The sequence below is a fragment of the Pseudomonas citri genome, assembly GCF_025336485.1.
Lineage (GTDB): Bacteria > Pseudomonadota > Gammaproteobacteria > Pseudomonadales > Pseudomonadaceae > Aquipseudomonas > Aquipseudomonas citri.
Genome location: NZ_JAODAB010000020.1, coordinates 1 through 12,684 on the forward strand (window position 1 = coordinate 1; position 12,684 = coordinate 12,684).

Below are 12,684 nucleotides of genomic sequence, written 5' to 3' on the forward strand. Positions count from 1 at the left end.
AGCGGTTTCTTTTTGGTTGGCATACATGCACCTCTTACTCATGTTATGCCCGAACACAAAATTTCTGACACCCTCCAGGACGCTCAGCCAATTCTGGTTCCGCAGTAAGAATATCTGCGAGAACGCTAAGCTAACCGGGACTCGGACAGGTGTTTTCAGTCGTGCAATGCCGAACGACCATCCAATTGAAAGTACATCACCTGCTACGACAGCGGCTGTCGAGCATAAGCGTAGTTGGTATGCTCACGACTATAATCATCGTCGTTGTATTTCCAGCAAATCTCCTGCTGATCGAATTCGTGATGAGCAAAGCGCGGGGCATCAGGTGGAAACGAAGGATCTGCCAAGGGGGGCTGTTGAGGTGGATTCATATGCCACAGATGGGGAGCATTACACGGCTTGGACGTACTATCGGGACAGCGAAACATGTTCCAGTAGTCTTCCTAGTTCGCAGAATGTACGAAGCGATTATGAATAATAGGAAACCGCCGAATGTCAGTAGTGGATGTTCGTGACTGTTGAACTGCCGAAATGCAAGCAATTGTCCAGTGGCTTGATTTAAAAGGAGACGGATCTAACATTTCAGCTGCTTAGTAGCTGTTGAACTCGCCATGAGTATCACAGCCGAGCTGCTCGGTCATACGCATTAAGGTGCTTATCAGCAGACCAGATATAGACACGTCTCGCCTTATTCAGCAAGCAAAGACGTTGCCAGTCATGAATGATGGACAGGTCACCAAGCCCACTGCCATGTGTTGCGTGCATTGGAAATTCCGCCAGCCAAGCGCGCATCTCATCCTCCTGCAAGAAGCTGATGGCCTTGAATGGGGAACGTCCCGCTAACGCCGCATCAACCTGCTGAACGAATCGTTCTGCGCAGTTGCGTCTCGTACCGCCGTCGCCGTTCTGTCCGATGTGATTACCCGTTTCGAGTATGGTCGCCATTGGGAGGAAAAAGGATTCGCCCGCTTGTATGCGCTGCCCTAGCTCTTGGAGCGTTTCAAGATGTCGCTGGGCTTTCACGGGCACATTAAGGATTTCTACGAAAATGGAGGTATCGATCAAACAAACTGCTGTCATTACGCCCCTCCTTGTGAGCTCTGCCGAAGCCCGGCCAACCAATCCAGCGCTAGCGCCTTACGCTGTTCCTCGGTGGTAGTGTCTTTTAAAAAACGATCCAGGACCCGTCGAGTCATGAGCTGTCCTAGCGGACCTTGTGCCACCAACTCCGGGTATCGCTCCAAGTCGCCCAGGCGTACCAAGCGGCTGTCGCCTTCTTCCGGGTCGCGATAGCACGCCACCACGTCAGCCAACGCGCTGTCAGGCAATGCGTCCATGAGCGCCGGGTTGTGCGAGGTTAATAGAACTCGTAGTTCTCTTTCGGCGGCGATGGCTTGAAGTTGCTTTACCAGGGTTTCCGCCCTGCTAGGGTGAACGCCATTGTCGATTTCTTCGATGACTACGAGTGCCCCCGCAGGAGCCGTCAGTAGCGCTGCACCGATAGCCAGAACGCGGAGCGTACCGTCAGAGAGCAGGGGGGCATCCATTTTTCTGCTTTTCTGCCCAAAGGACTCCACCAACCGAACCATTACGTCGTTGCGATCAGTTTTGATGAACTCGATATCCGTGATGTCTTGTTCAGGCAATGACTTGATGAATGCAAGCAACTTTGCCTTCTGTTCCGACGTTTGGGAAATTCGGTAGAGAACAGCGGAAAGATTACTCCCGTCCTCTTTGATGAGGTCGTCTTTCACATACGCATAGTCACGCATCAGAGCGGGGCGCGGATCGAGGAACACGACATTGCGCAGAGTCTCGCGTAAAGCTTTTGTCACGGTTGGAATCACGCGTTGCGATTCAAGGTGGCCCGACTCGAACCGACCAGGTGTTTCAAGCTGATAAAAAATGGCTTGTCGGTTTGAGCAAGGGATATGGGGTTTATTCTTGCCGCGCTTGAAGTTGTTGTATGCCACTCTGATTTCGTCAGTGTGTGGGTTAGCAGTACCGTCGATTTGATACAAAGGTACTGCCTCGTTCGGCTTCACAACGCTTTCTGCCGTAACGACCAGTTGATCGGCTATCAGGCCAATCGAGATCTCAAAATGGTCCCAGCTTTGAGGTATGCCCTCGAATCGACCTCCGAGGCTGAAGCTGGCTTGAGGATCGCGTAGCAGGTCGTTTGCTTGCCCTCGAACGACCGCGTCTCCACTTTGAATCGAGCGAGTGATGTCATCAAGACGGCTTCCCTTGGCCAGCCAGTTGAGAAGTCGGATCGCCTCAAGCACATTGCTTTTGCCTGAGGCATTGGCACCGATCAAAAAAGTCATGGCCGACAGCGGCAGGCTAGCGCTTTCGTAGCTCTTAAAGTTTTTCAGTTCAATTGAAGTCAACATACTTTAAATGCTCGTACACGCGTCATTAATAACTCTCCGCACTCTGTCGCCCTTGTTGTCGATAAAATCGTTGGGCATGCATCACTCTAGGTGCTGATCAACCACTTATCCTGACATAGTACGTGAGCAAAATGGCCGGAGATACCCCGGCCTTGGTGCGTCTCCGGTTCAGCGAACATGAGCGCGCGGTCGTGAAGGGCTATGACGCCGAGGATGTTTTCTGGTTGGGTTTCACTCATGCACACGGGGGGGCAACCCGATGCTACTCCCAACCTCCAACCCAAAGCGGATGTCCCGAACGCCCGTTTTCCTATCAAGTCTCAACGTCCTCCTGAAGCCGTCGCCCAATAACCTCCAACAAATCACATCCATCCCGCAACGGAATCACCAGCAACTGCGCAAAATCCGAAAGCACCACCGCATCGCTGTTGATCTCAGAACGAAACGCAATATTCTCCAGTACCTGTGTCACCACGCGGATGCGGTAATCGGCGGTAGCATGTAGGACGTCAAGGGGGGCTTGAGTATCGATAAGCAGGGACGCGGGGGTACAGTCGATGCCTGTGATGGGGACATATCTTTCCATGTTCAAAACTCCAATCAAATGAGATTTAGCCATTCAATCGTCGCCAAACAATTGGGCGGCAGTTGTACGCAGGTTGGCGAGCCGGGATTGGAGACCGGCAGACCCGAAGGTCTCCCACGCACAACTGCCAAAACAGGCAGCCGTGCAAGTGTGCCAAAGCCTTCGCAAAAAACGGAGTACTTTTGCATCCAATTACCCAGGTCGCCAAACCTGATCGCCATCTGGGCGATGAACATCACTATGGGGGCTCGCGGATCAGGCGGGAAGGTGACAGTTTCCTAAACCGTCGTAGGAGTCGCGCCTCTGTTTTGCCGGAGACGTCTGACACGGCGGGCTCGACTTATTCAACACCATCGACAGGTCAAGCTCAGGTCGGCTTCGCCGCCCAGCGGGGATTGAGGATGTTGATGGGTAGGGCCATCGTAAGCAGGCTCTTCCACAGGTTTTTCGAGGTGTTCATCCGTCTTGCATCCATCCCCGACCACTGTGAGAGCGGGCCTGAATTCGCGATGACGGTGGGGTGGATGTTCCGACGTCATCGCGGGCAGCCTTGCTCCCACAGTGGGAATCTTGTGTCGGAAAAAGGGGACTGTGAAAACGTCTGCTCAGGCCTGGCTGATATCTAGCAATCGAGGCATGGCAATCGCCAGATAATCCTGCGTATCGAGCACCATCGACGCATCCAGCCGCCCCGCGTTGAAGGCTATTTCGGCGTAGCCTGTGGTCAAGGCCGGATCGACGATCAATTGAATCCGCTCATCGAAAACAAAAGGAGGGATGGCGCCGATCCGGCACCCGGTCAGTTCCATGGCGGTTTCGGCCTTCACCAGCTCGGCTTTTTTCCCGCCCAGGGCCGCTCCGACTTTCTTCATGTCCAGCTTCTGGTCGCCCGGCAGTATCACCAGTGCATAGGGTCCGGCCTGACCCTTGAGGGAGCAAAGCATGGCCTTCGCGCCTTGGCCGGGCTCGGTGCCACGGATTTCGGCGACGCGCGCCGACTGGCCCTCGGCATCGTGCATCAACACCCGGTAGGCGGCTGAGCGGGCATCGAGTAGTGCCACGAGGCGATCGAACATGGGATGCATGTAGTTTTCCTCTGGTTTACAGGAACAGGTCGTAAGACAGTTTGCTGATCAGGATCACCAGTAACACCAGAAATAGAGCCCGGACAAAGGGCACACCTTTGTGAACCGCCAGCCAGGTGCCAGTGAGCGCGCCCAGGATGTTGAATGCTGCCATGGGGATTGCGATCAGGTAGAGCACGTTACCTGTCGGAATGAAGAATATCAGTGCCGCTACGTTGGTCGCGATGTTCACTAGCTTGGCCGATGCCGAGGCATGCAGAAAGTCGAAGGCGAAGCAGCGAATGAACAGGAAGATCAGGAAGCTGCCAGTGCCGGGACCGAACAGACCATCGTAGAAACCGATGGCGCCGCCGATGACGATCGCCAGCAGTTTTTCCTTGGTACCGATGCGCATGGGCTTGTGCAGGGCGCCGAAATCTTTTTTCCAGAAGGTGTAGATCGCCATCAGTACAATCAACACCAACACCGCCGGCCGGATCATCGACTGGGGTACGGACGACACCGTGGCGGCTCCGAAGAAGGACATGACAAAGGCCGCGCAGGCGGCGGGGATCACAAGACCCCAGTCGATCACCACCTTGCGCACGAAGGACCGGGCCGCGAATGCGGTGCCGCAGGCGGCCGCGACCTTATTGGTACCCAGCAACGCCGCCGGTTGAGCGGTGGGTAGCACGTTGAACAGCGCGGGAATCTGGATCAGTCCGCCGCCGCCCACCGCCGCATCGATCAGGCCGGCGGCGAAGGCGAACACGCAAAGGATGACAATATCGACCATGAAATCAGGCTCTGGCTATGTAGGGTTGATGAGGATCCAGCGGTACCACGCGTGCCGGATCATTGACCCCGAAGACACGCAACATCCAGCGATCACGGCCGTCGTAGCGGGGTGTAAAACCATCCCGGGCATGCAGGGTTTGCTGGTTCTTGAAGATCAGCATGTCCCCTGGTTGCAGCAGTATGTGGTGCACGACATCGGGATGATTGGCGGTGGCGGCGAACAGTTGGAGGGCAAACTGCGCATCGGCGCAGGTCGCTTCGACACTCGCTTTGTTGTAGCGGCAATACAGGCCATCGGTTGCGGTTCGGTACAGCAAGGGGACGTTTTCCAGCACATTCCCCTGTTTGCCGAAGGAGGCTGGTCGGCGAACGGTGAAGTTCGGTCGTGACAATTCTTCTTCGACCCAGGCCGGCAGAATGGCCAGCACCTCGTCAATGGCGACGATACGCGTCGGCACGTCGAGCTCGCAGCGCAGGCCGGTCAGGGACAGGTACTCCGGGCAGGCCGACAACTGCGAGACGGGTTCGCAGGTCAAAGGCAGGTGAGGGTTGTCGACATGCATGTCCAGATCCGCGCGCGAGCCATAGGAGCTCTTTTCGGTCTCTCGCTTGTGCTTGGGCGATACGTGACGGAACACTGTGTCGTTGCTTTCACCCTCGTACGCCAGCGGACGGGTTTGCAGAGTTTGCAGCACGGACAAAATAGCCCCGGCCAGAGTCGACAAGTTCTCGATACCCGGCTCCAGGTCATAGGGCGTGGCGGGCAGTTGCGGGTCCAGCGGCAGCCCCCTGACGATCATCGCCACTTCACGGGCCTGTGGAAAATTGCGTAGCTGCTGGATTTTCTCGGCGCACAGGACACTTTCCAGCAACAGCCCCAGGACCGGCATGTGGCGGATACCCGAGGCGCTATCGGTCACGTCCAGCGATGCCAGGCCGGCCTGAAGTGTGCGTTGTTCTTCGAGCGACAGATGAATTTGCGGTATCTCCCGTCGGGTCGAAGCCAGTGATTTTTTTCCCAGCCATTCATGAGTTACTTCATCAACACAAACGGTGGCTTTCCCGATTACTTCATCCAGCTTCGACACGTCCTTGCGCTCCTGTTTGCCCCATCCTTGTGGGTTGGACGGGAAGGTTAACGGAAGCGCCTTTTTTGTGTTGCAATGCCGCGTTGTGAAAAATGCAATGAGGTGGAGAGTGGCATTGAATATGTTGGGGGAACTTGAAGCTTTCGCGACCGTGGCTCGCAAGCGCAGTTTCGTCGCCGCCGCACGGACTCTGGGGCGCTCCCCCAGCGCATTGACCCGTGCCATTCAAGCCCTGGAGGAAAGTGTGGGGCTCAAGTTGTTCAATCGCTCGTCCAATGCCGTGAGCTTGACCGAAGCGGGTGAATGCTTATTGCCCCACGCATACAAAATGCTCGACCTGCAACGTGAGGTGGATGAAGACCTGGCCGGTCTCAGCGGCCTGGCCTCCGGCTGGATCCGTTTTTCCGCCCCCGAGGTTCTCGGACACGGGGTTTTGCCCCGGTTGATCGCGCAATACTGCGAGCGTTATCCAGACGTTAACATCGATGTGATTTTCACCGATGAGATCATCGACCCGGCCAAGAGCAAGCTGGACTTCTCTATTCGCGGCGCGTTTCCACAATCCAGCGACTTGATCGGCTTTGCGCTCTGGAGTTACTCCCGTTATCTGTATGCCAGCCCCGGCTACCTGGAGCGGAACGGCATGCCCGACGCCATCGACGCACTGGAGTCGCATTCGCTGATCCTGCATACGGCGCCGCGGATTCTCAAGGAGTGGAATTTTCGCAGTGAGGAGCAGGCCATCAGCTTTCGGGTTCATCCAAAATTTCGTTTCAGCTCCGGTCTGGCGGTATTCCAGGCAGCCCTGGCGGGTGTCGGGATCGCCCGCTTGGCGGATTGGATGGCGGAGCCCGAAGTGGAAGCGGGGCGCCTGCTCCGGGTTTGTCCTGAATACAAGCTCACCTCCAGCAGCGGTGAGAGCCCACAGATGCACGCGGTGTACCCGGCCGGAAATTTGCCGCTGCGGGTGAAGGCATTGATGGAGATGATTCGTGGCTTAGGTGAAAGCCTCGAATGTAAACGCGGTTCAGCACTGATATGAGGTCAGCGTGCGTCGACAGTGGATGTGCCGACGTCATCGCGGGCAAGCCTTGCTCCCACAGGGGGAATCTTGTGTCGGGCGCAGGGGTTGTGCCCTGCGCCCGCGCACTATTTCTTGACCTTGTAATCCTGCCCCCACACCCGAACGGAACTGACCGCTTCGTCCGATCCTTCGAACACGAACTTCTGCCGCACGGCCGCTTTGGGCGGGACGGTGACGTCGTCGGGGTTTTCCAGGCTGATGAGGTTGTTGGCGTAACCGGCCTGGTCGATGGCGAGCAGGGCGCCGGTTTGCTTGAGGTTGATCAGGCGCAGTTGGGTGTCGGTGTTGTTGCGAAAACCCAGGGTCACGGTGGCGCGTTCCTCGCCGGGTTCGAACTTCAACACTTCGACAGCGATGCGGTCTTTCATTTGCTCGTTGGAGGAGATGATCGCCGCGCCGTCGGTGCCCTGGGCCGATTCGCGGCCGTCAAGCACGCCTTCGCTGACGCCGCCCAAGAGGTTCTTGCCGGCGGTGACGAATGTCGAGACGGCGGCCTTGGTCGAGTCCTTGATGGTGCTACTGGTGGGCTCGCCTTCGGCCAGGCACAGGGGGCTGATCAAGAGGTTGGAGATGAAGAGACTGGAGACGAAGAGGCTGGAGCGCGATGGCAGGGAAGTCATACCTGGGTCCTTGAGGGTTGTCTGCAACGCTGCCCGTCTTGGGGCGTAGGGCATCATAGCTGCGATCAAGGCTCGTTTGTCTAAGAATTTGCCGCCTTGAGCCGTTCCGACATTTTCACCAGCGCGGCCAGTGAATCGGCGTTCATCTTGCGCATCAGGGCGCCGCGCCGCACCTTGACCGTCACTTCACTCAGGCCCAGTCGCGCCGCCACTTGTTTGTTCAGCAGCCCCGACACCACCAGGTCCATCACGTCTCGTTCGCCGTCGGTCAGACCGGCATGGCGTTGCTTCAATTCGTCGACTTGTGCCTCTGCCGCGCGTCGTTCGCGGTCGCGGTTCAGGCCCAGGCTGATGGCGTCGAGCAGGTCTTGTTCGCGGAAGGGTTTGGTCAAGAATTCCAGGGCGCCGGCCTTCATGGCTTTGACGGACATGGGAATGTCGCCGTGGGCGGTGATGAACACCACCGGGACGCGGATGTTCAAGCGGGCCATGTCCTGTTGGAAATCCAGCCCGCTCAGGCCTGGCATGCGTACATCCAGGATCAGACACGCCGGGGCATCCGCGAGCGTGGCGGCCATGAACTCGCGCGCGGAACCGAAGGCCTGGCTCGCCAGGCCCACGGAGGCCAGCAGGTCTTGCAGCGAGGCTCGCACGGAGTGGTCATCGTCGACGATGTAGACCACGGGGTCCTGGGTGTCAATTTCGCTCATCGGGTTCTCTTGTCACGGCCGGCAGGGTGAAGTGGAAGATCGCGCCTGAGGGCGCATTGTGCGAGGCCCAGAGCTGGCCGTCATGGGCTTCGATGATGGAGCGGCAGATCGCCAACCCCATGCCCATGCCGGCGTGTTTGGTGCTGTAGAAGGCATCGAACACCCGCTCCAGGTCGCCGAGGGCGAGGCCGGTGCCCTGGTCGCCGATGCTGAAGAGCAACTGGCGAGTGCCGTCCAGCCCGGCGTGCAGGGTCAGCACCCGGCGCTCCGGCTCCACTTGGCGCATGGCGTCGATGGCGTTCATCGCCAGGTTGAGGATGACCTGCTGGATTTGCACGTCATCGGCCAGCATCGGCGGCAAGCCTTCCTCGACGTGCGCGTGCACGGCGATGTTCTGTTCGCTGAGTTCCCCGGCCAGCAGGCGCAGCGCGGCGTTGAGTGTGTCGGTCACGTTCAGCCATTGTTTCGTCGGGGCTTGATGCCGGGCCATGCCGCGCAGTCGGGCGATGATGTCGCTGGCTCGATGGGTGTCGGCGACGATGCGTTCCACGGCCTGGCGCGCCTTGGGCAGGTTCGGCGGTTCGGTGGCCAGCCAGCGCAGGCACGCGCCGCCACTGGTGGCGACAGCCGCCAAGGGCTGGTTGACTTCGTGGGCGATGGAGGCGGCCAGTTCGCCGAGCATGTTGACCCGGGCGATGTGGGCCAGGTGGGCGCGGGTTGTGTGCACGGCACTGATGGCCGCTGACAGCCGCAGCGCCAGGTAGGTGGTGCCGGCGATGGCGGCGAGGCTAATGAGCATGTTGACCAACCCAGCTTCCGTGTCGCCGAAGCGTGTGAGCCGGTAGCTCAGGATCGTCAGGACCATGCAGAACAGCGAGATTCCCGCCACCGCGCGCGCCGGCAGGATCCTCACGGCGATCAGCACCACCACGATCTGGAACACCCCGACCGCGATTTCGAGGTCGGTGATGGTGTCGATCGCGGCGATGCCCAGCGCCAACCCCAACAGCGGTATCAGCCGCAGAATCACTTGAGTGCTTCTCACTGGATGTTCATCTCGTTGCGCTCGTCGGCCCGGCCTGGATCACGCCATTTGAATCGCCTCACGAGGGATTGTCCAGGCTGAACAGGTCCGCCACTTCATCGTAGGCGAACAACTCGGCGTAGCGCCCCCATTGCGTGGCGCAATCGAGGGTCATGGCGGCGTCGTGCGCGGACATGAAGTCTTCCAGCTGATCACGAAAACGCCGGGCCGGCGCCGTGCGGGTAGGGCGGTCATCGAGCACCCGGCGCACATGGCTCACGAGCGGGACGTACTTGAGCAACTGCTGGGCAAACAGCTGCTTGCGCGCGTCGACGTCCGACTGGGCGTAGCGTTGCCCGGCTGGCAGCAAGGTGATGTGGCCGTCGTGCATCTCGGCCAGGCGCAGGAGTTGCAGCACTTCGGCCACCGGAAAAAGATCGCTGGCGCTGGAGCGCAATGCTCCGGTGAGTTCCCGCAGATCGGCGCGGCCTTGGTACGGCTGCTCCTGCACGGCTTCGATCAAACCGGCCAGGGCATTGCTGGAGATCGACGGCAAGACCATGCCGACGTCACTGCCTGCAAACACGCCCTGGCGAGGCGAGTCCGAATCGGCACCGCCGGCCATCTGCACATAAATGTGCTCGACCAGGGCTTGGAAGGCCGGGTCCGAGCGATGGCGTGGCTGGCGCAGGTCCACGGTGATCTCGCGTTGGATGCGCCCCGGGTTGGAGGAAAAAATCAGGATGCGGTCACACATCAGCACCGCTTCTTCGATGTTGTGGGTGACCATCAGGATCGACTTGATCGGCATGCACCCTTCGCGCCATAGCTCCAGCAGGTCGGTGCGCAGGGTTTCGGCGGTGAGGACGTCCAGCGCCGAGAAGGGCTCGTCCATCAACAACACATCCGGGGCGACGACCAGCGCCCGCGCCAGGCCGACGCGTTGGCGCATGCCGCCCGAGAGTTCCTTGGGGAACGCGCTTTCGAAGCCGTCCAGGCCGATCAGGTCGATGGCGGCCAAGGCTCGACGCCGCCGCTCCGGTGCCGCCACGCCCAGCGCCTCCAGGCCGACCTCGACGTTTTGCAGCACGGTCAGCCAGGGGAAGAGGGCGAAGCTCTGGAAGACCATGCGCACCGAACTCGGCAAGCCCTGCGCATCGAGGGGAAAATCCACCTCGCCGACACTGGGCGAAATGAGGCCGGCAATCGAGCGCAGCAAGGTCGACTTGCCGGACCCGGAACGGCCCAGCAGCCCGACCACTTCGCCGTCGTCCAGGCGCATGCAGACATTGTCCAACACCCGTCGCTCGGCGCCGCCCGCGGTGCCGTAGACATGCCCCAGTTGCTGGACATCCACCAGACAACGTTTTTCCATGACGTTCATTGGGCTCACCCCTCAATCAATGCGAAGCCGACGTTCGGCGAAACCGTACAGGGGCCGCCATAGCAGGCGGTTGAATCCCACGACAAAAATCGACATGACCAGGACCCCCAGCGCCACGCGCCGCAGATCCCCGGCCGCCGTGGCCTGGGCGATGTAGGCGCCCAGGCCGGAGGCGTACACATGTTGGTCGCCCCAGGAAACCGCCTCGGCGACAATGCTGGCGTTCCACGACCCGCCGGCGGCGGTCAGGGCACCGGTGACGTAGTAAGGAAACACGCCCGGCAGCGCGACTTGGCGCCACCACTGCCAACCGCGCACATGGAAACTGCGCGCTGCCTCCCGCAGATCGGTCGGCAATGCGCTCGCCCCGGCAATCACGTTGAACAGGATGTACCACTGGGTGCCCAGGATCATCAGCGGCGAGAGCCAGATGTCCGGGTTCAACTTCAGCGCAACGATGGCCACCACGGCGAACGGAAACAGCACGTTGGCCGGGAACGCCGCCAGCCATTGTGCGATGGGTTGCAAGCGCTCGGCCCAGCGCGGGTTCAGGCCGATCCAGACGCCAACGGGGACCCACACCAGGCTCGCCAGGACGATGAGCACCGCGACCCGCAACATCGTCGCCAGCCCCAGGCCAAAAGCGTCGACGACGTCGCCCAGGCCCAGGGTGGTGCCAATGAACTGCGCCAACTGGAGAATGCCGGCCGTGCATGCGACGGCGACCAGGGCGAGCCAGGCCCGATCTATCGCACGGTTGAAGCGGGCACTGGTTTCAAACCGGATACGGGGTAGCGCAGGCAGTTTGTCCAGGCGTAACGAGAACTTGATCTCCCTCGATGCCAGCAACACCAACGGCACCAATCGAGTCGACCTCAACAGGTCATGGATCCTGGAGCGCGGACGCTTCTGCGCGGCGGTCTGCTCGAAGCGAAATTTGTCCGCCCAGGCCACGATCGGCCGGAAAAACAACAGGTCGTAGAGCTTGATCGCCACCGCCATGGCCAACACCGCCCAGGCGATGGCCGCAATGTTCTTCTGCTCGATCGCCAGGGCCAGCCACGAGCCGATGCCCGGCAAACTGACGGTGGTATTGCCCACCGTAATGGCCTCGGACGCCACCACGAAAAACCAACCGCCGGACATCGACATCATCATGTTCCACACCAGCCCCGGCGTGGCGAAGGGCAACTCCAGCCGAACGAAGCGCTGCCAGGGCGAAAAGCCAAATTGCCGGCTGACGTCATAGAGGTCGTGAGGCACGGTCTTCAATGATTGGTAAACGCTGAAGGTCATGTTCCAGACCTGGCTGGTGAAGATGGCAAAAATCGCCGCGCACTCCACACCCGTTTCCTTGCCAGGGAACAGCCCCATGAAAAACACCACGGTAAACGTAAGAAAGCCCAGCACTGGCACGGATTGCAGAATGTCCAGCGCAGGCAGGATCACGACGGCCGCCTTGCGACTTTTCGCGGCCAACGTGGCAACGACCAACGAGAAAACGAACGAGGCGAACAACGCGATGAACATGCGCAACGTGGTGCGCAGGGTGTATTCCGGCAGGTGGATCAAGTCCAGCGACAAAGGCGATGAGTCCAGCACGCCCAAGGGCTGGTTCATCTGATCGAGGCCATGAAAGACCAAGCCCCCCACGAGTACCACCAACCCCAGCAGCACGACATCGGCCCACCAGGAACCATTGGACACTTGGGCTTTGTACTTGACGGGGGAAAACGCAGGTGCGGGGAATGAAGAACGCATAAGCACCTCGGTTTACTTTATTCAGGGCCAAGGGACGACCGCGCCGACAATGCTTGGCGATCATGATGTTTTGGCGGTTGTAATGGACGGCGTTGAATGCCTGGCAAGGTTAGGCGTTGTGGTGGGGGATGGCTACGATGATTGGGGGTGGGGAAATATACTTTGGTATATC

General features: G+C 59.4%; 12 protein-coding genes. 1 reads left to right on the forward strand and 11 read right to left on the reverse strand.

The window, feature by feature from the left end; genetic code table 11:
* Positions 1–618 precede the first annotated feature (618 nt).
* The 6 genes from N4Q37_RS19870 to N4Q37_RS19895 all read right to left on the reverse strand — a co-directional run bounded on the left by N4Q37_RS19870 (position 619) and on the right by N4Q37_RS19895 (position 5,929).
* The gene (locus N4Q37_RS19870; RefSeq protein ID WP_260961267.1) at positions 619–1,080 is read right to left on the reverse strand and encodes a hypothetical protein; all 462 of its coding nucleotides are present in this window, start codon (positions 1,078–1,080) and stop codon (positions 619–621) included.
* A complete protein-coding gene (locus N4Q37_RS19875; protein WP_260961268.1) occupies positions 1,080–2,393 on the reverse strand; it encodes an AAA family ATPase in 1,314 nt (437 codons plus the stop codon). The genes N4Q37_RS19870 and N4Q37_RS19875 overlap by 1 nt, the downstream gene beginning before the upstream one ends.
* A gap of 313 nt (positions 2,394–2,706) precedes the next feature.
* Positions 2,707–2,979 (reverse strand): hypothetical protein, encoded by a 273-nt coding sequence (locus N4Q37_RS19880; RefSeq protein ID WP_260961366.1) that lies wholly within the window; start codon positions 2,977–2,979, stop codon positions 2,707–2,709.
* A gap of 605 nt (positions 2,980–3,584) precedes the next feature.
* Positions 3,585–4,064, reverse strand: a complete 480-nt coding sequence (locus N4Q37_RS19885) for a YbaK/prolyl-tRNA synthetase associated domain-containing protein (protein WP_260961269.1) — start codon at positions 4,062–4,064, stop codon at positions 3,585–3,587.
* Positions 4,065–4,080: 16 nt separating this feature from the next.
* On the reverse strand, positions 4,081–4,839 hold the full coding sequence (locus N4Q37_RS19890) for a sulfite exporter TauE/SafE family protein (RefSeq protein WP_260961270.1): 759 nt from the start codon (positions 4,837–4,839) through the stop codon (positions 4,081–4,083).
* A gap of 4 nt (positions 4,840–4,843) precedes the next feature.
* On the reverse strand, positions 4,844–5,929 hold the full coding sequence (locus N4Q37_RS19895; protein WP_260961271.1) for a TauD/TfdA family dioxygenase: 1,086 nt from the start codon (positions 5,927–5,929) through the stop codon (positions 4,844–4,846).
* A 109-nt stretch (positions 5,930–6,038) separates the two neighbouring features.
* On the opposite strand from N4Q37_RS19895, the gene N4Q37_RS19900 reads away from it, so the two are divergent.
* Positions 6,039–6,971 carry a LysR family transcriptional regulator gene (locus N4Q37_RS19900; RefSeq protein ID WP_260961272.1) on the forward strand — a complete coding sequence of 311 codons (933 nt, stop codon included), beginning with the start codon at positions 6,039–6,041 and terminating at the stop codon, positions 6,969–6,971.
* A gap of 107 nt (positions 6,972–7,078) precedes the next feature.
* On the opposite strand, the gene N4Q37_RS19905 is transcribed toward N4Q37_RS19900, so the two are convergent.
* The 5 genes from N4Q37_RS19905 to N4Q37_RS19925 all read right to left on the reverse strand — a co-directional run bounded on the left by N4Q37_RS19905 (position 7,079) and on the right by N4Q37_RS19925 (position 12,512).
* Positions 7,079–7,633, reverse strand: coding sequence for a hypothetical protein (locus tag N4Q37_RS19905; RefSeq protein ID WP_260961273.1), 555 nt, complete (start codon positions 7,631–7,633; stop codon positions 7,079–7,081).
* An 80-nt stretch (positions 7,634–7,713) separates the two neighbouring features.
* Positions 7,714–8,343 (reverse strand): response regulator transcription factor, encoded by a 630-nt coding sequence (locus tag N4Q37_RS19910; protein WP_260961274.1) that lies wholly within the window; start codon positions 8,341–8,343, stop codon positions 7,714–7,716.
* A complete protein-coding gene (locus N4Q37_RS19915) occupies positions 8,330–9,373 on the reverse strand; it encodes a sensor histidine kinase (protein ID WP_260961275.1) in 1,044 nt (347 codons plus the stop codon). Before N4Q37_RS19915 ends, N4Q37_RS19910 begins: the two co-directional genes overlap by 14 nt.
* A 73-nt stretch (positions 9,374–9,446) precedes the next feature.
* On the reverse strand, positions 9,447–10,751 hold the full coding sequence (locus N4Q37_RS19920) for an ABC transporter ATP-binding protein (RefSeq protein WP_260961276.1): 1,305 nt from the start codon (positions 10,749–10,751) through the stop codon (positions 9,447–9,449).
* 12 nt (positions 10,752–10,763) lie between these two features.
* On the reverse strand, positions 10,764–12,512 hold the full coding sequence (locus N4Q37_RS19925) for an ABC transporter permease (RefSeq protein WP_260961277.1): 1,749 nt from the start codon (positions 12,510–12,512) through the stop codon (positions 10,764–10,766).
* Between the last annotated feature and the right edge of the window lie 172 nt (positions 12,513–12,684).

Coding starts and splice junctions, on each gene's coding strand:
- N4Q37_RS19920 (WP_260961276.1), bottom strand. CDS start 10,751: ATGAACGTCATGGAAAAACGTTGTCTGGTGGATGTCCAGCAACTGGGG.
- N4Q37_RS19925 (WP_260961277.1), bottom strand. CDS start 12,512: ATGCGTTCTTCATTCCCCGCACCTGCGTTTTCCCCCGTCAAGTACAAA.
- N4Q37_RS19880 (WP_260961366.1), bottom strand. CDS start 2,979: ATGGAAAGATATGTCCCCATCACAGGCATCGACTGTACCCCCGCGTCC.
- N4Q37_RS19875 (WP_260961268.1), bottom strand. CDS start 2,393: ATGTTGACTTCAATTGAACTGAAAAACTTTAAGAGCTACGAAAGCGCT.
- N4Q37_RS19870 (WP_260961267.1), bottom strand. CDS start 1,080: ATGACAGCAGTTTGTTTGATCGATACCTCCATTTTCGTAGAAATCCTT.
- N4Q37_RS19890 (WP_260961270.1), bottom strand. CDS start 4,839: ATGGTCGATATTGTCATCCTTTGCGTGTTCGCCTTCGCCGCCGGCCTG.
- N4Q37_RS19910 (WP_260961274.1), bottom strand. CDS start 8,343: ATGAGCGAAATTGACACCCAGGACCCCGTGGTCTACATCGTCGACGAT.
- N4Q37_RS19905 (WP_260961273.1), bottom strand. CDS start 7,633: ATGACTTCCCTGCCATCGCGCTCCAGCCTCTTCGTCTCCAGTCTCTTC.
- N4Q37_RS19885 (WP_260961269.1), bottom strand. CDS start 4,064: ATGCATCCCATGTTCGATCGCCTCGTGGCACTACTCGATGCCCGCTCA.